This window comes from Komagataeibacter rhaeticus, from assembly GCF_011611525.1.
GTDB lineage: Bacteria > Pseudomonadota > Alphaproteobacteria > Acetobacterales > Acetobacteraceae > Komagataeibacter > Komagataeibacter rhaeticus.
Genome location: NZ_CP050139.1, coordinates 416342 through 435647, shown reverse-complemented (window position 1 = coordinate 435647; position 19306 = coordinate 416342). Strand labels below are relative to the sequence as shown.

The following is a 19306-nucleotide window of genomic DNA, read 5'->3' as shown; positions in this document are numbered from 1 at the left end:
TCAGGCAGGCGCTTTCTGGCTGGACCAGGTCTCGATTGCGCCAAAGGCGTCGGAGAAATGACTCATGTCATAATTGATCGTGACCGTGCCGCCGCCCTGCGCGGGCACGCGGCTGACGCGGATGTGGCCGGTCTTGCCCGCCTTCAGTGCCGTGATCATGGCGGGCGTCGCCTGCAGCGTCGACAGGCAGCCCGATGCGTTGCACACCAGATAGGGCAGGCTGACCGGCTTGCCGTTATCCATCGACAGGGTCGCAGGCTTCGTGAGGTCGAAGCCCAGCGGGGTCATGACGCTCAGCTCGTAGGGACGCGCGGTAATCGCCACCTTGTCCGTCGCGGCCCGGGCGACGATCACCATGCCCAGCGGCACGGCCTTGCCCTGCTGCTGCATGCTCAGCTGCTGGGCCGCCACGCACAGCGAAGCCGCGCGTGTCGCGGGCGCATAGGTGCAGTTGGCCTGCCAGGCGCCAAAAGTCTGCTGCGTGGTGATCGGCGAGGGCTGGGCCGGGGCCTGCGGAGAAGCAGGGGCCCCTTTTGCGGGCGATGGCGCGGCAGACTGGGCCGCTGCCGTTCCTGCAGCATGGGATACGCCCGTCAGGGCCGCAGAAAAAAGAAAAGCACACGCCACGGCCCTGAACTGCATCAGTAACCCCCCGAACGGTCAGCCTGACCGGCGATCACCGGTCGGTCCTGTATTGAATGGAACGTCGCCTTTAAAACGACATATTTCGTTATTCATGGATACAGTTTGACATGGAAGGCAGCAACAGAAGAATTCCGATGTCTCTGGTGGCATGGTCCAATTCCAGTAATAAGGCCAATCTGAAATTTGCCCAATTCCACTGGATGATTTGAGAATACTCAATTATTCATAAATTATATACATATAATATATTCTATTTGAAAATATATTACGTAGCCACGCACAATTGTCCTGCCCAATAAAGCCGCCCATAAGTTGTATCGTCGGTTAGGGCGTGTCGTCAGTTAATTCCGATGATGGCGGAGACGAGTTGCACTGCTGCGCGGAATGTTGACTTCAGCTTGTCGTAGCGTGTTGCAATGCCCCTGAACTGCTTCAGCCTGGCGAAGAAGCGTTCAATGATGTTTCTGTTTTTGTAGAGCTGAAAGCTGATTTTTCGTGGATTGCATCGGTTTTTCCTTGAAGGGATAACCGATGTGATCTGCCGTTCTTCGATCTTTTCGATAAGCGGATCGGCATCATAAGCCTTGTCCGCGATAAAGGCTTTGGGATCGACTTCATCCAGCAGGGAGGCTGCTTCCGTGATGTCCGCTCTCTGCCCGGGCGTCAGGGACAGGGCGACCGCCTTTCCTGCGGCATCGACAATGGCGTGGATTTTCGAAGTCAGTCCGCCACGGGACCGCCCGATGGCCTGATCCGCGCGCCCTTTTTTTACGGGCACCCGCACTGTGCTGGCGAGCCCGGACAATCGTGCTGTCGATCATCATGTATTCGTTGTCGCGATCGGCGGCCAGATGCCGGAAAATCCGTTCGATCACGCCATCTTCGCACCAGCGACGCAGTCGCCGATGGACGTTTTTCCAGTCACCAAAACGGACAGGCAGGTCACGCCAGGGAATGCCGGCACGGTAACGATACAGAACCGCTTCCACAAACGGACGGTTATCGGCAGCCGTTCTGCCGACATGGCCTTCACGACCCGGGAGAAGATCTTTTATCCGTTCCCACTGGCTGTCACTCAGGCCATATCGTCGCATTCATTCTCTCCCTGAAAACAGGGAGAAAACATCACAGATCAAACGGAAGTACAAGCCTCATAGCGCCAGATGCCAACTGACGACACGCCCTAGAAAACTCGGGGCTATTCAGTCAGGCTGCCGCTCTTGCCAGCCTCGCCCCGATCACCCGCCGGTCAGTCCGGAACATGGAGGGGAAGAAGCTTCATTCAGGGCGGCAAGGTGCCTCATTGCCATCGGGGGACGTTACTCCTTTACTATTGGGCGCCGTCTTTTTTCATGGCGGGCATCAACTTGCGTGGCTTGCGATACCATGTTTCCAGATCGGCAGCCGACATCGGTTTTGCGAACAGATATCCCTGCAGCACATCGCAATGAAGCCTCTCCAGCAGGTCATACTGGGCTTCCGTTTCCACCCCTTCGGTCACGACCGTCATGCCCAGCCGATTGCCGATGCCGATCACGGCGGTGGTCACGGCCTGGGCATTCGCATCATGCTCAAGATTCATGATGAAACTACGGTCAATCTTGATTTCTGTCAGGGGCAGGCGTGTCAGCCGCGACAGGCTGGAAAAGCCCGTGCCGAAATCATCCATGGACAGCCCCACACCCAGCTTGCGAATGGCGGAGAGGACGTTCATCGTCTCATCACTCTCATCCATCATGACGCTTTCGGTAATCTCCACCGTCAGCCGCTCGGGCGCAAGTCCGTATTTGCGTAGCAGATCCGCAATCATCGGCACCAGGCTGCGGTTATGGAAATGACCGGCAGACAGGTTGACCGACACAACCGGGATGTGCACGCCGTCGCGTTCCCACTGTGTGATCTGGCGACACGACTCTTCGAGTGACCATCGGCCGATCGCCTCGATCTGTCCTGTTTCCTCCGCTACGGCAATAAAGCGGGAGGGAAAGATATTGCCAAGGGTGGGATGGTTCCAGCGTGAGAGGGCCTCCACGCCATAGATCTCGCCCGTCCTGGCTTCGATCTGTGGCTGGTAATGCAGGTTGAGCAGTCCCTTGGACAGGGAGTCCCGCAACGCGCTGCCCAGTACGAGCCGCTCCTGCGCTTCCTTCGTGTCGATCGTGCTGACCAGACGGTAGCTGCCGCGCGCTTCCTTCTTGGCCTGCCGCATGGCCACTTCCGCATGACTTATCAGGGATTCCCCGTCCGGACCATTCTCGGGGAAGGTGGCAATCCCGGTACTGAACGACGCGGAAAGATGATTGCCGGCGACCTCAAGCGGACGCTGCATGGCGTCCGTCACGGTTTTTATGAAATCGACTGCAACTTCAGGTGTGGCATTGGGAATGACAACAACGAAATCATCACCACCAGACCGGCTGAGGATATAGTTACTGCGGCAGAGTGTCTTCAGGCGCTCGGCAATGGCTTTGAGGAATGTATCCCCCTGGATGTGACCCAGTGCGTCATTGATGTCCCGAAACCGATCCAGATCCAGAAGCAGCACGGCGAAACGGTTATCGCCTGGTTGGCTGATCATGGTCTTGAGGACCTTGTGAAGCGACGAACGATTGAGGAAGCCTGTCAGCGGATCATAATTGGCCAGTTGCGAAATATGCTGCCTGGCTTCGTACTGCTCGATCACGACGCCGCAGAACGGAACGGCCCCTGAGACGATCTTCCTGGGCCAGTCCGCCACCTTGTGCTGGTTGCGTGAGTAGAGTGCTAGAATGCCCGATATCTTGCCATTGGGTGCCTTGATCGCCGAGGCCCAGCAGTCGTGCAGGCCCAGCGAGATCCCGACCGACCGATAGCTTTCCCACACAATGGAACTGGCTTCGTCCAGATCATTCGCCAGCGCCGTAAGGTCAGCTTCCGTCAGGGTCATTGCCTCCAACGCCGAAACAAACCGGCGCGGCATGCCCGACCCTGACAGAACCTGCAGGTGATGCTCTGGTGTGAGCAGCATCAGAACGGCTACCGAGTTGGGTACGAATTCTTCGACGCCGTTGCAAACCAGATCCGCCACGTCCTGGATCAGCATGTCCCCTGAGAGGGAGCGGAAAACCGTGTTCTGCAGGTCCAGCAGTTTCTTGCGGTGGCTTTCGTCCGTTATGCTCTTGATACTGGCCAGATAGTATTTTTCTCCGTCAGGAGGCATCTCGACCGCGGATATCGCCAGCTCAGCGGGAATAAGTTTTCCAGCCCTGTCCTGGAACATGATTTCACGTGATGTTCCGACGATCGTATTGACGCCGGTCTGCCGATTGCGGCTGATGAATGCGTCGTGTTCGGATCTCATGCCGCTCGGCAGCAGCATGGCAACATTATGCCCGATAACGTCAGCCTGCTGGTAGCCCCACAACGCCTCGGCCGCAGCGTTGAAGAACACGATATTGTTCCGGGTGTCGATGACAACGGTCCCGTCCGAGACGCCCTGAAGCAGGTGCAGGGCGTGGTCTCCCGAAAAGGCCACTTCCGGCGCGGGAAGAAGAAGCTGTTTATTCATAAAGTATATTTCACAATATTGTTTATATTATTGTTTTTTTCTTATGGTTATATATGTATCTTCTGAATTTTTCGCTATGAAACCATGCATATACAACTCGGAACGTCCGTCATCGCTCATGATGAGTTCGCTGTTTTCTGGTGAAAGTCCGCAGACATTTCCGGGCAACCGCACAACAGACCAGACATTCCGATCCAGACCGGACACCCCGTTCCCCAGCAGGCCAATCAGGGTTACGTTCGCAATACCGTCATAGGTTGCGGTAACGCGAGTAACCTGCCTGAATACAATCTCAAGCTGTATTCGTGTAAGATCGGCATGAAATGTCAGGTCCACCAGAAGTAATCCGGCGTCTGGAGTCCTACGTCCCAGGACCAAAGTACCCCCAGGCTCTTCCACACCCACGCGCGTCCAGAGCACGTGCAGCGGCCCCTTGCTGTCAAACTCCATTGTCCCACCGCGCAGGATATAGTCCCGCTCGGGGACTGCCCGAGTTCCTGCACACTCGCGCGCAGCCACGAACCAGGCCCGGCGACCAATCGTGCCACAGCCCCACCCTGACCCGGCTGCCGCGACAGGGAGGCACCCTGAGCCACGCCGACCAGGGCATGCGCAAGCACGAAGAACCCGCCCCGGATCTCGGTCTCCAGCGGATTGCTGGTCAGACCCGGCAGATTGTCGGTCCGGCATCCCATGATCTCATCACCTCAATTTCGCAAAACTCTTACCTTTTGCGACTTTTGCCGCTGGGCTGTTTTATCCGGTCGGCTGGCGTCTCCGGGATGCGCCCGGTTGCCGTCGTGTAGATTTCGCTGTCCTCACGGCGTCCGACCGCGATGACAAAAATGACGATCCGCTGTTCCACGACCTGATAGACGAGGCGGTAGCCGTCCTGGCGCAGTTTGATCTTGTAGAATCCCGCGAGATCGCCGTGCAGTTCGTTACCGGGAGAATGCGGGTTCAGAACCAGTTTTTCGAGCTTTTTCTCGAACTTCCTGCGAATGCTGCCGTCAAGCCCGTCCCATTCCCGAAGTGCGCGATCATCGAATTCGATCGCGTATTCAGTCATCCGGATGGCGGGCCTTGAGTTCCGCCAGCGTCATGCGGTGGCGGGGGGCGGGATCGGCGAGGCGTTCTCGGACGATTTCGATCAGCCTTGCATCTTCGTCGGTCACAAGCCGCCGCTTGACCGGTGGCTGGCCGGTCTCGGCGATATAGGCCAGGGTATCGCGCAGGACGTCGGAGAGAGACAGGCCGTGCGCGGAGAGTTTGGCGACAGCGGCGGATTTGAGGGCGTCATCGACACGGAACGTCACGGCGGACATGGCTTCCTCCTGATTGCATGACAAACGTAATACATTTGTACGAATAGAGGAAGCGCAAAAGTGGGTGATACCGGCCTCCCTGAAATGGTCCCATGGATAGGACAGGCATCATTCATCCGGTTCCTCCCGACTTGCCGTACTGCGGCCCGACGGATCGTTGTCGTTGGCGGTGTCAATCTCACCCAGCCGCCGTTCGAATTCCTCGCGGGCGATCTGGCGTCCCAACATCCTGGCGAGGATGAATACCAGTTCGTCCATCCGCGCTTTCATCGCCGGATCGGATGAGGTTCCCGATGGGTTGTTATCATTGGCCGGCGCGATCGGCCCAGTCGTCGCCGTGCGATCCTTGTCCGTCATCGTCCTGCCTTTTCCGTCTGGAGAGAACCAGATCATGGGGCATAAAAAACGAATACTTCAAGGCGAGCACATTGTACTTTTGAGGTGGGACAATAGTACTGGTGTCGGCAATTGTCGGCGTGTGCGTACTCTGGCGTATCCGGGCGTAATCCGGCGGACGACAAAAGCAGAACATTCGGTGATATGATGAATAACTATTAATTATTCTGAGGGTTTTGTGAATGAGGTGAGGCGTCAGAAGCACGGAATCGTCAGTTGAGCGCCGCGTAATTCACGGCGTTGCTACACCTGCTTTTACCATCGGGCCGGATCGTGACGGGGCAGGTAAGCCCCTTGGTTTTTCTGCCCCAAAACGCCGCCTGGAGACCAGGTGAGCCGAGCGCCGTGCTGGGCGTGGCCCAACTTGCACGCGATGTGGTCGCTCGCGTTGGTAGAGGTTCCCCTCCGTTACGCGAGGCTCTTTATCACGGAAAGCATGCAAGAGTTCAACGGGTCTTCGCGACATCATAGACGGCAGAGTTCACCAGCGCCGCCACCAGCCTCTCCGCCAGATGTAGCCGCGCGGAGTCCAGAACCAGCGGCCCGGCTCCCAGACATAGCCTCGGCGTGGCAATGGCACCATTTCGTAGGGTGGCACCGGTGGTGGGGGGCGAATGATCGTGAGGGGAGGCGGTGCAATCACGACAGGCGGAGGTGGCGGCGCGACCACGACTGGTGGTGGAACGACAACTGGAGGTCCAGCATAAATCCACGGCCTGGCCTCCGCCGGAGCGGCACTCAGCATGGTCGCGGCGAAAGCCGCGGCCCGCAACTTCCATCTGATGCTATCAGGCATTGTCCTGGTCCACTCTGAACACGCGATGATGCTTTATAGCACGATGCTCGTGAAACGGGCATGGGTCCGTCTCACTCGCGAAGACGCGCAGGCAATGAAAACGCGAACGATAGAGGACGCCCAAACCAGCCTTTCTGCATTTTTGATGCCTCTTGACACCATGCACGGAGTTCCCAGATTGAATTTGCCGGCCGCCGAAGGGGTCGGCAGACAGAACTATCAGTTTTGATCTTGTGTCCATGTTGCTCAAAGGAGGATATGGCTATGAGAGCCACCGTTGATTTTGCTCCCCTGTTCCGTTCGAGCGTGGGTTTTGACAGAATGCTCAATGCCCTTGATCTCGCCAGCCGGATTCCGACGGTCGATAACTGGCCGCCTTACGATATCGTCAAGACCGGTGAGGATGATTACCGGATCGACATGGCGGTTGCCGGACTTGCCGAGAATGACCTTACGATCACACAGGAGCGTAATACTCTTGTCGTGACAGGACGAAAGGCGCTGGAGCCGCAAAGCGCCGCCGAATATCTCCATCGGGGTATTGCGGGCAGAGAATTCGAACGCCGCTTCGATCTGGCCGAGCATATGAAAGTCACCGGTGCGCACTTCGAGAACGGACTTCTGTCCATTACCCTGAAACGTGAGATACCCGAAGCGATGAAGCCGCGTCGTATCGCGATTACGTCCTCTACAACACGTGCGGAGGAAGCCGTGCCCCAGATCGAGGTGCGGAAAGAGGCAGCCTGATGGCGTGACGAAAACTCTTCCCCGGCCATTCATCCGGCCGGGGAAGAATCTCGAAAGGTCATGAGCATGAAGAGGATGAAAATATCTCTGTCGTGCGCTGCTCTGGGCTTGTCTCTACTGAGCCAGTCGGTCGCACATGCTGGTGATATTGTCCGGACGGCTGCAACATCGTTCGATGCGAGGGCGACTGAGGGAACGTCCACAATCCCCAAAACCGGGGCTCGCACTCATTACGAAGACGGCACAGGTGATATGCTGGTCGACAGCTTGAACGCAAGCCAGTTGGATCAGAACTACAAGGGGCCGGTCTATTATCCCGGACAACCCATTCCGCCGTTCCGGCCCATCGACACAGATCATCTGGCACCGTCAGGGTCAGAGACGGCGAAGAAGACGTCCTCATCGCACGGGACGTAGTGGGGATTGAGTAAAGGCGGCGTTATAGACCGCCTTTACCTCGATTCTTCAGGATGAAGACCGTTCAGGCTCATAGCCGGCCGCAGGATTATCTTCGAGATGGGCCTGTTCCCTGGCATCGCGCGCGACACGCGCATCCTGCTCGCGGACCAGCCAGTAGACGACGCCCAGCGCCAGAACAGCCGCCGAGAGAGCGAACAGTTCCATGGCAGTCACATCATGCAGATCCAGCAGGATGAATTTGCGGGCAATCGCCAGGAGGGCGATCAGGACGATGGTCCGCACCCGGATGACGTTCTCATGCTGGGCAAGAACGACCAGCAGGGAGTGTTTGAACTCAAGAGCGATGATAACAGTAAAGATCGCGCCAAAAATCGCCTGGAAGACCGTCTGGTTGATCGGATCGATTCCGACATCGACGACCAGATGCCATACCGCGCCGATCAGATGAATCGTCGCGATGGCGGTGACCAGCATGATGAGCGCAATCAGGGTCAGAATGACCGCCTGTTCAAAACGCTCGTAGAATGTCAGGCCCCTGAACAGCTTGATGAAACGAGACCAGTCCCTGCTCTGCCAGGAACGTTTCATGGAGAGGTCTTCCATAGCCGTTTTCCCATCTATGAATTGAGTTATAGTTCCCACGTCCTGGGTCTGATTTTTCTTTCCGTGATGGAGAATACCCCATGCAGGATACGTTACAGATCATGGGCGCTCACCGCCCGTTCGAACCGCCTCCGCTTCCTTCTCCGGAGAAGGAACAGCGCCCGCGTCCGGCGCCTGACGAAGAGGAGCCACCAATTGATCCGGACAAGGAAAGACTGGTCGAACCGCTCGATCCCTCGGATGTGGATGCGGACCCCCATGCGGATTGAATCAGTGTCCGGAAGGGCTCGTGGCCCTTCCGGCGCACATCCGGTTCAAAGCCGCTGCCAGCGTGGCAGGCGACAGGACAATGTTCTGGCATGATCTCGCACGGCCTTTGGCAAGGCCGATGTCAGCTGGTTTTCGAGGTCTCCCAACGACCAGCCCAGGGCCTTGGCCATGTGCGTGCGGTCAGCGACAGGCAGGAGTCTTCTGACCACGGCGACGGTCGTCGCTTCCGGATATGACGCGGTTCTCCAGCGAGATGGGGTGGTTGCCGTCCTCCCCGCACGGCATCGCAATGTGCCAGAATGGTCGTTGGAAGAAACGACTGCGCGAAAGGACGGCAGATGAAGGATACAGTGATAGGCGTTGATCTGGCAAAGAACATTTTCCAGGTTCATGGAGCTTCGCGTGCGGGCGAGGTGATGTTTCGCAAAAAGCTGCGTCGTCAGCAGTTTATGCAGTTCATGGCCACGCAGCCGCCTGCTCTGGTCGTTCTTGAAGCGTGCGGGAGCGCGCATTACTGGGCTCGCGAACTGGCAGGAGCTGGTCACGAGGTCAGACTGATCGCTCCGCAGTATGTGAAGCCTTTCGTGAAGCGCCAGAAGAACGATGCTGCTGATGCGGAAGCGATCGTCATTGCGGCCCGTCAGCCGGAAATGCGCTTTGTCGAACCACGCACTGAAGCGCAGCAGGCGCGTGGCGTTCTTTTCCGGGCCCGGCAGCGTCTGGTGCACCAGCGCACGGAACTGGTGAATGCCCTGCGTGCCGTTCTGTATGAATTCGGTCTCGTCGTGCCACAGGGGATTGCGCATATCAGACACATTGAAGCCATGCTGGATGAGGCGGTTCTGCCAGAGGCTGTGAAGCAGGAATGCCTTGATCTGCTGCGACAGATTTCGGAGCAGAGTGTGCGGATTGATGTCAGAACAAAGAAGATCAGGATGCTTGCCCAGGAAAGTGAAAACACCTGCAGATTGCAGAGCATGCCTGGAGTGGGTCCTCTGACCGCTCTTGCGATTGAAGCTTTTGCGCCTGACCTGCAGAGCTTCCGGCGCGGGCGCGACTTTGCTGCGTGGCTGGGGCTGGTGCCCCGTCAGTTCTCATCTGGCGGAAAGGAAAGGCTGGGGAAGATATCAAAAGCCGGGCAGGCTGATATCCGCAGGCTTCTCATCATGGGCGCCATGACCCAGGTGAACTGGGCCAGCCGTAAGGCCCCTGCACCGGGAAGCTGGCTGGCACGGATGCTGGCCCGCAAGCCCGTATGCTGGTAGCCATTGCGCTGGCCAACAGGATGGCACGAGCCATCTGGGCCATGGCAACAAAACAGGAGGATTATCGGGATCCGGCCCTGTCCCTGGCAGCCTGAGCGATGGCTCGGCTCCCGCGGATGGAACCGGTAGGGGTGTGAGAGGGCGATGACCTGAATGGGCGCATGATCGTCTGATCCGGATCGGAAAAACCAGTGGATTTCTCTGTGCTTTAAAGCACGCCTGTGAGATTTGGATCTGATCCGCTGATCACCATACTGGCCAGTGGCTTCTGAAAGGCCACATCAACAGGCCTTACAGAAGACCGCACACGATCACACGTCAATATGGGTCAGAAAACTCTTGCATAACGGACGGCAACCACAGAAGAAATCCGCGTCGAGGTTGATTTTTCCCTGCCGGCCTGTCGGGTTGTCCGCTGCCTGGAACAGGTTATGGAGTGGCGTGGCAGGCCAGAAGCCATCCGAATGGATAATGGCCCTGAATATGTCAGTCATACGTTGGTTTCATGGGCCGAAAAACAGGGGATTACCCTGATCTATACGCAACCGGGTAATCCGCAGCAGAACGCCTATATTGAACGCTACAACAGAACTGTCCGGCAGGAATGGCTGGAGCAGTATTTGTTTGAAAGCATTCAGGACGTGCAGGAGGTCGCAACACAATGGCTCTGGACATATAACCATGACAGACCCAACATGGGGAACAGCGGGCTAACCCCCGCCCAGAAACTAAAAACAGCTGCCTGAATTCTCATTCAACGCCCGACTAAAAATGGGGGGATTACCCTATGAGCCAACTCATCGACAGACTTCTCTTTTTCAAAAAATATCAAGGTAAGTTTGCGGGTGGCCATGGCGTCAATACAGATGAAAGCCGGGCATGGGAGGATACCTACCGGTCCCGGTGGGAGAGTGAGAAAATTGTCCGGTCAACGCATGGCGTGAACTGCACCGGCAGTTGCAGTTGGAAGATCTATGTTAAAAGTGGTCTGGTCACGTGGGAAACACAACAGACCGATTACCCGCGCACGCGACCAGATATGCCCAACCACGAACCACGTGGCTGCCCGCGTGGCGCAAGCTACTCATGGTATCTGTATAGCAGTAACCGTATTCGCTACCCGCTGGTGCGCAAACGGCTGGTTGAGTTGTGGCGCGAAAAACGTAAGACGCTGGATGCGGTCTCAGCTTGGGCAGCCATCCAAAACGACCCGGTCGCCCGTCAGAGTTATCAGGCACAGCGTGGGCTGGGGGGCTTTGTTCGGGTGTCTTGGGATGAGGCAAACGAACTGATTGCCGCAGCAAATATCCATACCATCAAAACATGGGGGCCTGACAGGCTTGTGGGCTTTTCGCCCATTCCAGCCATGTCTATGCTGAGTTACGCTGCCGGAACACGCTATTTAAGCCTTCTTGGCGGAACATGCCTGTCTTTTTATGACTGGTATTGTGACCTACCTCCCGCGTCCCCTCAGACATTTGGTGACCAGACAGACGTGCCAGAAAGTCTTGACTGGTATAATTCGGGCTATCTGCTGGTCTGGGGCTCCAATGTGTCCATGACCCGCACACCCGATGCTCATTTTTATACAGAAGCACGGTATCGGGGCGCAAAAAGTGTAGTCATTGCTCCGGACTATGTTGAAGTCGCTAAATTTGCAGATTTATGGCTGCACCCTCGCCAAGGAACGGACTCTGCACTGGCATTGGCCATGGTGCATGTCATTCTTCGTGAGTTCTATCTTGAACGTCAGGTCCCTTATTTTCAGGACTATGCAACCCGGTACACAGACCTTCCATTTCTGGTGATCCTGGACCCCAGCGATGCAGGTCAGAAACCCGGCAGGCTGCTCCGCGCGGCTGATCTGGCGGATGACCGGTACCACACCACAGAAGCTGACTGGAAGCCTCTGGTTTGGGACCGGGAACAGGCCTGCCCTGCTATGCCGCGCGGGTCTGCCGGTTTTCGGTGGGAAAACGAGGGGAAATGGAACCTTGAACCATTTGATGCCGTAACAGGTGCGCCCTTAACACCGTCTCTTTCTCTGGGTGAGAGTGGAGAGATGGCCACAGTACTGTTTCCATATTTTGGTGGAGACGGGCGCTTTGGTTTGAATGAGGCCGAGCCAGTTCATGCCCGTAAGGTTCCGGTACGAAGCATAGCCCTGAAAACAGGCGAGCATGTCCAGTGCGCCACTGTTTTTGATTTAATGACCGCACATTATGGGCTTTCTGCGGACGCTACCGCGTTGCCGGATTATGAGAGTAATGTGCCCGGTACGCCCGCTTGGCAGGAGGCCATTACCGGTGTGCCGCGTGAAAGATGTATTGCTGTAGCACGCGGCTTTGCCCGAAATGCGGAAGCTACGCAGGGGCGCTCCATGGTTATTCTGGGGGCAGGCCTCAACCATTGGTACAATATGGACATGACGTACCGTGCTATTCTGAACATGCTCATGCTGTGTGGGTGCATAGGGCAGAACGGCGGCGGCTGGGCGCACTGAGGTGGACCCGTCCGTTCGGACAGTTTTGTGGGCTTGATAAGCTATACCCGGTTCCGCAGAGTTCTGCGAAAAATCAATCAAACCGCTTTCTGATTCAGGCTCTGAGGCGGCAAAGGCCGAATAAGGTAGGTTGGCGTTAACATGACATCCCAACGTGGTAGCGATATGCGTTTTTTCTAACACGTCCGGATAATCCGTCAAAGAAATCCGGTTTCTTTGACACGTCATATTCTGCTATCGGCTTTTATCCCCTCAGAACTATTCCTGTTGTGCCGGAACAGTGATGATACAGGGTTTCTGAGTTTTTTCCTGACCCGATGCCGCTTTCTGGCAAGCTGCAATCCTGTCTCTGTTGGTCTCAACCAGCTGGCTGTCCTCACGTACACGTTGCCAGCCTTCAGGATTGCTGATCGCCATCATCATGGCCCCTGAGTTCCAGCGATCTTTCTCCCCAACGATAAAGGATGCCACCCGCGTCCCGACAGAAGAAGGCAGGAGATAAGCCAGCACAGGCGACAACCCGATCCCTACAACAAGACAGGCAAGACCCACCCCTAACAGCCACCAGTTCTGACGGTCCTGATGACGGGACTGACCAATAATATGAGCAAGCTTCTGACGCTCACCCTGAACCTCACCTATCGCTTCCTGAAACGCTGCCTGTATCTCCTGACTGGCAGAAAGCCCTGCCTGACGTATTCCCTGCCCATACGCCTGAGGCGTCATTTTCAGCGTTGGAGTGTCCTCGATCGCCTTCATCCGCGTACTAACCGCGTTCATGGCTTTTACAACGCGGGCCAGATCCTCCGTGTAATCCGGCGGCCGGTTCTCCCGCCACGCCTGCGGCAATGCTTCCATACTGCGCCGGAGCACCGATATTTCAGCACGCAGATCATCAAACGCGCGCTGCGCCGAACCTTCCTCTGACATCAGACGTCCTCCCATGGATTAAAAACCCGCACATCGGCTGCCTCGAAAGGCGACACGTCGTGGCTGGCAGAACACGCGGCTCCGGGACAGGCCTCCACGTCTCCAGGATCACGTTGGTATCAAGCAGCAGGATCATTCGAAGGACATTGCCTCGGCCGGGGTCTGATCGCGGGTCTGCAAGACCGCGACATCCTGATCACGCACACCGACCTCACGACCGATGGCCCCCAGAAGTGATCCCAGCCGAACGGCCGCTTCTTTTTTCTGCATGTCCTCTCCAGTCACCACGCTGAAATCAGACAACCCGCTCCAGCCCCAGATGTACCACAAACGGATCAAAGTCCCGGTCACTATAGAGAAGCCGATACCCACTTACGATGCATCGCGTGGCAATCAGGGTATCAATGGTCTTCCGGATGGTGATGCCTCTGCCGCGCAGATCACGGAAATATCGTGCCGCTTCGATCATGACGTCACGCCCCCCGATCTCGACCAGATCCAGAGCACCAAGCAGTCTCCGCGCCTTGTTGAAATCCCGTTCGCTCGCAAATCCCTGAAGAACTTCCGTCATCATCAGATCACCAATGGCGACCAGTTCCTCTCCCAGAAACCGGTCCAGAGCATCAACCTGTGGCGTCGCCGTACCCCGGAAAAAATCGATCCAGACCGATGAATCGACCAGAATCATGCGTCGGAACGCATGGCGTCGAGATCACCCTGCCACTCCAGCCTGCCCTTCATGGAACGCAGTTGCCGCTGCTGATTCAACCTGATCAGCGTCCGCAATCCGAGTTCGACGGCTTCTTTCTTGGTTTTGACCCCAGACGCCTTCAGCGCATCTGTCATGAGGGTATCGTCAATAATGATGTTGGTTCGCATGATGTGTATCTCCAGTGAAAATTATACACATCAACGTAGCCTCTCTCAAGCAGATTACATCCCCATATCCATACCGCGCGACCTGGACCGCGACAGGGAGTGCTCCCGCTGATGGGGATGCAGCCCGTGATCGAGCGTCGATCCCTTCCGGATGCCCAGCTCGCGACTTTTCTCCCGCAGGATGGACTCAAGCTGCACGTCCCGCTTCAGCTCCTTCAGCGCCACACCCTGCTGCTCGCGGCTCAGCTCGTCCCACGTCTTCACAAACCGCGCCGCCCGCAATTCCGGACTCTTCCGCACCCTGTCCTCATGCTCCAGCCCCTCGACCAGCCTGCGCGCCCGCGCCGGCCCTTCCAGACCATACAACGCCTGCCGGATCTCCGGCTGATGCTTCAGCGCCGCCCGCAGATCCGCCTCACCGCCACGCCGGACCCGCTCCAGATCCCGCCCGGCTTCAAATAGCGCCTTCTTCTGATGCTCCAGCACCGGCAGCTCCTGACGCACCATGCGCTCGGCATCCACCCAGGCCCGCGCATATCGCTCCACCGCCTGGTGAAGCGGATCACTCCCCGGCACAAACCCGTCCAGACCAGCCGGCACCGGCCCACGCTGCACACGTGGCAACCTCAAACCCGCAAAGGGAGAGGCCGGAGCCTCACGCTCAACCTCACCCCTCTCCTTCCCGGCCTCAGCCTCCTGCCCGGCCGATACGTCTTTCTCCGCCGCACGACGCCCCGGCCGCACGGACAGGTCCAGCCCGTCGAACATCCCGCGCGTCCGCTGCGCCGGTGCCGGATCTGGCGTACGGACCGCTTCGGTCTGCCTGTCCTTCTGGGGGCCAGAGGCCGCCTTGCCACGCCCCACCACGATCTCGCTCTCGGGGACAGACAGCCCGCGCCGCCGCGCGAACCCGGCACCCCGATCCCGGATCTGCGGGTAATCCAGCGTGGTATCCTTCAGGCGCTCGCGCGACAGCCGCTTCACCAGCCCGTCCCGGTCACCCACATCATCCCGGCCCCAATGGACGGCCACACTCTCCCGATGCCTTGAGAGCGCCACATACGCCCCGTGCCGGTCCATGCTGCCCGTCGCCAGCACATGCGCACGGTCCACCGTCACACCCTGCGATTTATGGATGGTGGCCGCATAGCCATGATCCAGTGCGTCATAATCCGCCACTGACACGGACACGACCCGGCCACGCCCGGCACCACCTGCCCCGTCGAGCTGCACCGACAGTGACAGATCTCCGGCCTCGACCGACCCCACGATGCCCCGCACCGTACCCAACGTGCCGTTCTTCACCCCCAGCTCCCGGTCATTGCGCAGGAAGTAGACACGTTCCCCGTCCGCAAACACCCGCTCGCCCTGCGCGGTCGGCACCAGCACGTCCTCGCCCAGCTCACCCGCGTCCCTGCGGATCTCGCGCGCCGCCTCGTTCAGCGCCCGCATATCGACACGCCGGTGCGCCAGCATGATCTGGCTTTCCTCTGGCGCGGCCTGACGGGCTTCATCCCACCCCGCCACCACCCCGGCCCGCGCCTCTTCCAGGGTCTCATGCCCGCGCACAAGGCCAGCCGCCTCATAACGCCCTAGCGCCTCACCGGTGCGCCCGGTCGCCAGCTCCTTCGTGGCCGCCTGCTGCCAGCCTTCACGCTGCCGGCGTACGGTTGTGATCTCCACCGACCCGACACGCTCGGCCACTGCCCGGAACGCACCACCCGCCTCGATCGCCTGCAACTGCTCGGGATCGCCCACCAGCACCACCTTGGCTCCGGCATCGCGTGCGACTGACAGCACCCGCTCCATCTGCCGTGACCCCACCATGCCGGCCTCGTCCACCACCAGCACGTCCCCGCGTTCCAGCAGGTCGAACCCACGTTCCCACGCGCGCTCCAGGGAGGCGAGCGTCCGGCTCTCGATCCCGGACCCGGCCTCCAGACCTTCCGCCGCAATCCCCGACAGCGCCGCTCCACGCACCCGATACCCGGCCTCTTCCCACGCCTCACGGGCCACACCCAGCATGGTGCTCTTCCCCGTCCCGGCATAGCCCACCACCACGGACAGGTCGCGGGACTTCGTGACCTCGCCCACCGCCAGCGCCTGCTCGTCACCCAACCCTTCCCGTGCCATTGCCGCCCGACGCACCGCCAGCGGCACCGCATGCCCCTGGGACTGCCCCATCGCAAGCGATGCTTCTTCCAGACGCTGCTCGACCCCGATCATCTCCCGCGTAGAGAACCGCTCCCGCCCATGACCGTCTTTCCCGAGGGCGACCAGTTCCGGACACGCCTCCACCCGCACCATGACCGCACTGAACTGTTCAGCATCCGCCGTATGCCGGTCCAAGAACCGCGCCAGGTCCTGCCGGGTAAACGTGCTCTGCTGCCGCGTCAGCGCCTCCAGCGCCACATGCGGTTCCGCCAGCAGCCTCTCGCCATTGCGCCGCGCGATCTCCAGATGATCGGCAGCCCGTTCCGCGTCCTCGCCCCGCTCCTCCCGGCGCATCCCGGCCGGACCGATCTTGTTCTGCGGCTCAAGGTCGATCCCCTGCGCGGCAAATGACCGATGATCGATCCGCACATCCAGATCCAGCTCAGCCAGCCGTTCATTAGCAAGCGACGCCCATCGCTCACGCCACGTCAGCAGGAGTTCCCTGTCGTTCCACGAGCGTTCTTTCGCACCAAACCCGTTCTCGTCCACTAACCGCGTGGATAGCATCACATGCGCATGGGGCTTCGCCTGTCCGTCTTCGCCAATATCCCAATGCACATTGAGATCGGCCACCATGCCGCGTTCCACGAACTGCTCCCGCACGAAATCCTGTGCCAGCGCAATCCCCTGTGCCTGGGTCATTTCGCGCGGGATTGAAAACTCCACCTCGCGGGCAAGCTGGGCATCCTTACGCTTCTCGATCTCCTCGAGCTCGTTCCACAGAATAGACCGATCAAGAAACCGCTCCGGCGCACCATCGGGCAGCAGGATCTCGGAATGCACCACGCCGCTCTTGTTCGTGAAGTCATGGGAGCGATCAAGGCGGTCGTCATGCAGGCGCGAGGCCGAGCGATAGGCCGCCGCTGCCACCGCGCTCCGGCCGGTGGCACGGCTGATGACCTTTGCATGCAGGTGATAGATCGCCATGAGCGCGATCCTATCACACCACTTAAGCGCACGTCACGAAGTGACGTATAAGCGCGCACTTACATTTTACTGCGCTACAAGGATTGATCTGTCCGGATGAGTGACGCGGTTCTCTCCTGTGTGGTAGAGTATGGCACAGATTGCGAAAGCAGGGGACCAGAAATGCGCAGGCCACGGGACATTGATGCGGAACTGAAGGCTCTTCAGGAAAAGACGAAGCAACTTAAGGTGCAACGGACCATCCAGCTCGGTGAACTGGTTGAGGCAACGGGAGCCGATACCCTGTCGATCGAGGCTCTGGCCGGTGTACTGCTGGCGGCTGTTGAACAGGCGGATGGCAAACCCGAAGCCGTCGTGAGGTGGACCGAACGGGGGACGGCGTTCTTTCAGACAGGCGGAAAAAAGGGTAGCCGGAAAGGAACTGGAAACGATCAAAACGGAGCTTCTGACGCTTGAAAGACGGATCAGGAAGCAGGCAGCCCTGATCTATCGCCATCAGGCACGAAAGGCACGCACCGACATGCGCGACTGGGCAAAAGCGCGACGGGAACGCACCCATCATCTGATCGAACTGGGTGGGCTGGTCCAGAAGGCGGGACTGGTCGATCTGACCGATGATGACCGCGCCACCCTGCTCGGGGCGTTTCTGGATATTGCGGGGCAGATTCAGGGAAAAAATGATACCGCTTCGACTGACCTGAAAACACGCTGGAGACGTGCGGGGCTTCATGTTTTCGATGCAGACCGTGAGCATGATTGATGAGGGTGTTGGTGTCGAGAACGATCATCCCCCGAAATCCACGTCCCTGATGGCCTCGCGGGACACGGGAACGAAAGATCGTTCCCGTGCTGAAGATTACCAGTAATATTCATGGGGGCGCCGGGTTCCGGTATACGGAAAGACCGCTTCGAGAGGATCAAGGTCGCCCTTGATGATCAGGTGGGCAACATGCCTGTCATGATGACGGCCAGGACGGATATCGTGCAGATGGCTGTACCAGTTGGGGGATTCAGAGGCATCACGTGAGCCTCCATAGCCACAGCGATCCGGCCGGCTGGCCCAGCGATGGTCCCGGCCGTGTTTGCGGCTGTGATGATAGGTGCGAGACATGGGAGCTTTCCCTCCATGACGCGCGGAGTGATTTCCGAGCGTACCTACATCGCCCGATCTCCTCTGTTCTGGTCGGAATACAGCTTTACCGCGCCTGAGCGACATCGGTCTCCAGCAGCATCCGGACATAGCGTGTGTAAGGGATGCCCTTTGCCTTCGCCCTGGCTTTCACGGCGTCCAGCAGAGACGCTGGCAGGCGCATGTTGAGGGCAGCCGCCTTGGGTTCGATTTCAAAGCGCATCGGCTTGAAGCCGGACAGGTCATATTGGGTCAGATCGGCTGTCGCGACGAAATCCTCAGCCGCTTTGTCACTGTTCAGCGAGGGCATGGACCTATGTTTGCTGCTCATAGTGATCGATCTCCTTCTGATGCATGTAACGGGCACTGATGGGACGTAACCGGGTCTGGTTGCTGATCGTTCTGAACATGAAGACCAGAAAGACGTGACGCCCGGCTTCAGTTTTGCCAATGGCCCGCATCCGGGGCTCACCTGGATGCGGATCAGCCATGACGGCAGGTTCTCCCAGCAGGACCTGCTCGATTTCCGCACGGGAGACACCATGCTTGCCACATTTCGGCCAGTTGCCGTCATCCCAGTCGAAACCCGCAATCTTCATGTAGGTAAGATAGGCATTTGTCTACACAGATGCAACACAATTAGAACCCAATGGTCCCCGTTCCGTTCCCACAGTGTTCCCTTTGAATTTCGCGCTGGAATACATCCATGA

General features: G+C 58.3%; 23 protein-coding genes and 2 pseudogenes. 8 read left to right on the top strand and 17 right to left on the bottom strand.

Features of this window, described 5'->3' with window-relative positions; genetic code table 11:
• The 8 genes from GWK63_RS02150 to GWK63_RS17515 all read right to left on the bottom strand — a co-directional run bounded on the left by GWK63_RS02150 (position 1) and on the right by GWK63_RS17515 (position 6496).
• Positions 1-642 (bottom strand): invasion associated locus B family protein, encoded by a 642-nt coding sequence (locus GWK63_RS02150; protein WP_166498093.1) that lies wholly within the window; start codon positions 640-642, stop codon positions 1-3.
• Positions 643-982: 340 nt separating this feature from the next.
• Positions 983-1739 (bottom strand): IS5 family transposase gene (locus tag GWK63_RS02145; protein ID WP_166498092.1). Its coding sequence is split into 2 segments (ribosomal slippage): positions 983-1414 and positions 1416-1739, totalling 756 coding nucleotides; the frame shifts between segments, so codons are not numbered across the junction.
• Between the two features lie 236 nt (positions 1740-1975).
• On the bottom strand, positions 1976-4192 hold the full coding sequence (locus GWK63_RS02140) for a sensor domain-containing protein (protein WP_166498091.1): 2217 nt from the start codon (positions 4190-4192) through the stop codon (positions 1976-1978).
• 27 nt (positions 4193-4219) lie between these two features.
• Complete coding sequence (locus tag GWK63_RS02135) at positions 4220-4642, bottom strand: hypothetical protein (protein WP_166498090.1); 423 nt, start codon at positions 4640-4642, stop codon at positions 4220-4222.
• Between the two features lie 274 nt (positions 4643-4916).
• Positions 4917-5261 carry a type II toxin-antitoxin system RelE family toxin gene (locus tag GWK63_RS02130; protein ID WP_006559873.1) on the bottom strand — a complete coding sequence of 115 codons (345 nt, stop codon included), beginning with the start codon at positions 5259-5261 and terminating at the stop codon, positions 4917-4919.
• Complete coding sequence (locus tag GWK63_RS02125; RefSeq protein ID WP_010511780.1) at positions 5254-5517, bottom strand: type II toxin-antitoxin system RelB/DinJ family antitoxin; 264 nt, start codon at positions 5515-5517, stop codon at positions 5254-5256. Before GWK63_RS02125 ends, GWK63_RS02130 begins: the two co-directional genes overlap by 8 nt.
• A 108-nt stretch (positions 5518-5625) precedes the next feature.
• The gene (locus tag GWK63_RS02120) at positions 5626-5874 is read right to left on the bottom strand and encodes a hypothetical protein (protein ID WP_010511782.1); all 249 of its coding nucleotides are present in this window, start codon (positions 5872-5874) and stop codon (positions 5626-5628) included.
• A gap of 520 nt (positions 5875-6394) precedes the next feature.
• Positions 6395-6496 carry a YXWGXW repeat-containing protein gene (locus GWK63_RS17515; protein ID WP_124296136.1) on the bottom strand — a complete coding sequence of 34 codons (102 nt, stop codon included), beginning with the start codon at positions 6494-6496 and terminating at the stop codon, positions 6395-6397.
• A gap of 160 nt (positions 6497-6656) precedes the next feature.
• On the opposite strand from GWK63_RS17515, the gene GWK63_RS02110 reads away from it, so the two are divergent.
• Both GWK63_RS02110 and GWK63_RS02105 read left to right on the top strand, forming a co-directional pair.
• On the top strand, positions 6657-6938 hold the full coding sequence (locus GWK63_RS02110; protein ID WP_112209841.1) for a hypothetical protein: 282 nt from the start codon (positions 6657-6659) through the stop codon (positions 6936-6938).
• A gap of 35 nt (positions 6939-6973) precedes the next feature.
• Positions 6974-7456, top strand: a complete 483-nt coding sequence (locus tag GWK63_RS02105; RefSeq protein WP_112210156.1) for an Hsp20 family protein — start codon at positions 6974-6976, stop codon at positions 7454-7456.
• Positions 7457-7921: 465 nt separating this feature from the next.
• On the opposite strand, the gene GWK63_RS02100 is transcribed toward GWK63_RS02105, so the two are convergent.
• Positions 7922-8479: a phosphate-starvation-inducible PsiE family protein gene (locus tag GWK63_RS02100; protein WP_112209845.1), complete on the bottom strand. Its 558-nt coding sequence runs from the start codon at positions 8477-8479 to the stop codon at positions 7922-7924.
• 80 nt (positions 8480-8559) lie between these two features.
• Between GWK63_RS02100 and GWK63_RS02095 the strand changes: the two genes are divergently transcribed.
• From GWK63_RS02095 to GWK63_RS02080, 4 genes and pseudogenes are all read left to right on the top strand, one after another.
• Positions 8560-8748 (top strand): hypothetical protein, encoded by a 189-nt coding sequence (locus GWK63_RS02095; protein ID WP_112209847.1) that lies wholly within the window; start codon positions 8560-8562, stop codon positions 8746-8748.
• A gap of 339 nt (positions 8749-9087) precedes the next feature.
• Positions 9088-10109, top strand: a pseudogene (locus GWK63_RS02090) (IS110 family RNA-guided transposase).
• A 267-nt stretch (positions 10110-10376) separates the two neighbouring features.
• A pseudogene (locus tag GWK63_RS02085) lies at positions 10377-10760 on the top strand (integrase core domain-containing protein); the annotation flags it as partial.
• Between the two features lie 41 nt (positions 10761-10801).
• Entirely contained in the window at positions 10802-12517 is a 1716-nt protein-coding gene (locus GWK63_RS02080; protein ID WP_276510564.1) for a molybdopterin-dependent oxidoreductase, read from the top strand.
• A 258-nt stretch (positions 12518-12775) separates the two neighbouring features.
• Here the strand turns inward: GWK63_RS02080 and GWK63_RS02075 are convergent, their stop codons facing one another.
• The 5 genes from GWK63_RS02075 to traA form a co-directional block, all read right to left on the bottom strand.
• A complete protein-coding gene (locus tag GWK63_RS02075; RefSeq protein ID WP_039998275.1) occupies positions 12776-13447 on the bottom strand; it encodes a DUF6118 family protein in 672 nt (223 codons plus the stop codon).
• Between the two features lie 132 nt (positions 13448-13579).
• Positions 13580-13717 carry a hypothetical protein gene (locus tag GWK63_RS02070; RefSeq protein ID WP_039998276.1) on the bottom strand — a complete coding sequence of 46 codons (138 nt, stop codon included), beginning with the start codon at positions 13715-13717 and terminating at the stop codon, positions 13580-13582.
• A gap of 25 nt (positions 13718-13742) precedes the next feature.
• Positions 13743-14135: a type II toxin-antitoxin system VapC family toxin gene (gene vapC / locus GWK63_RS02065; RefSeq protein ID WP_007396245.1), complete on the bottom strand. Its 393-nt coding sequence runs from the start codon at positions 14133-14135 to the stop codon at positions 13743-13745.
• Positions 14132-14326 (bottom strand): type II toxin-antitoxin system VapB family antitoxin, encoded by a 195-nt coding sequence (locus tag GWK63_RS02060; RefSeq protein WP_007396246.1) that lies wholly within the window; start codon positions 14324-14326, stop codon positions 14132-14134. Before GWK63_RS02060 ends, vapC begins: the two co-directional genes overlap by 4 nt.
• A 54-nt stretch (positions 14327-14380) precedes the next feature.
• Positions 14381-17467, bottom strand: coding sequence for a Ti-type conjugative transfer relaxase TraA (traA, locus tag GWK63_RS02055; protein ID WP_166498089.1), 3087 nt, complete (start codon positions 17465-17467; stop codon positions 14381-14383).
• Between the two features lie 96 nt (positions 17468-17563).
• Here traA and GWK63_RS02050 point away from each other — a divergent pair, with 96 nt between their 5' ends.
• Together GWK63_RS02050 and GWK63_RS02045 are read left to right on the top strand one after the other, a co-directional pair.
• Positions 17564-17923 carry a conjugal transfer protein TraD gene (locus GWK63_RS02050; protein ID WP_039998277.1) on the top strand — a complete coding sequence of 120 codons (360 nt, stop codon included), beginning with the start codon at positions 17564-17566 and terminating at the stop codon, positions 17921-17923.
• Between the two features lie 64 nt (positions 17924-17987).
• On the top strand, positions 17988-18227 hold the full coding sequence (locus GWK63_RS02045) for a conjugal transfer protein TraD (protein ID WP_007396251.1): 240 nt from the start codon (positions 17988-17990) through the stop codon (positions 18225-18227).
• 96 nt (positions 18228-18323) lie between these two features.
• Here GWK63_RS02045 and GWK63_RS02040 read toward each other — a convergent pair whose 3' ends face one another.
• The 3 genes from GWK63_RS02040 to GWK63_RS02030 form a co-directional block, all read right to left on the bottom strand.
• Positions 18324-18578, bottom strand: coding sequence for a hypothetical protein (locus GWK63_RS02040; RefSeq protein WP_007396253.1), 255 nt, complete (start codon positions 18576-18578; stop codon positions 18324-18326).
• Between the two features lie 85 nt (positions 18579-18663).
• Positions 18664-18906, bottom strand: a complete 243-nt coding sequence (locus tag GWK63_RS02035; protein ID WP_191011410.1) for a BrnA antitoxin family protein — start codon at positions 18904-18906, stop codon at positions 18664-18666.
• Positions 18907-18910: 4 nt separating this feature from the next.
• On the bottom strand, positions 18911-19195 hold the full coding sequence (locus tag GWK63_RS02030; RefSeq protein WP_007396255.1) for a BrnT family toxin: 285 nt from the start codon (positions 19193-19195) through the stop codon (positions 18911-18913).
• Positions 19196-19306: the final 111 nt, after the last annotated feature.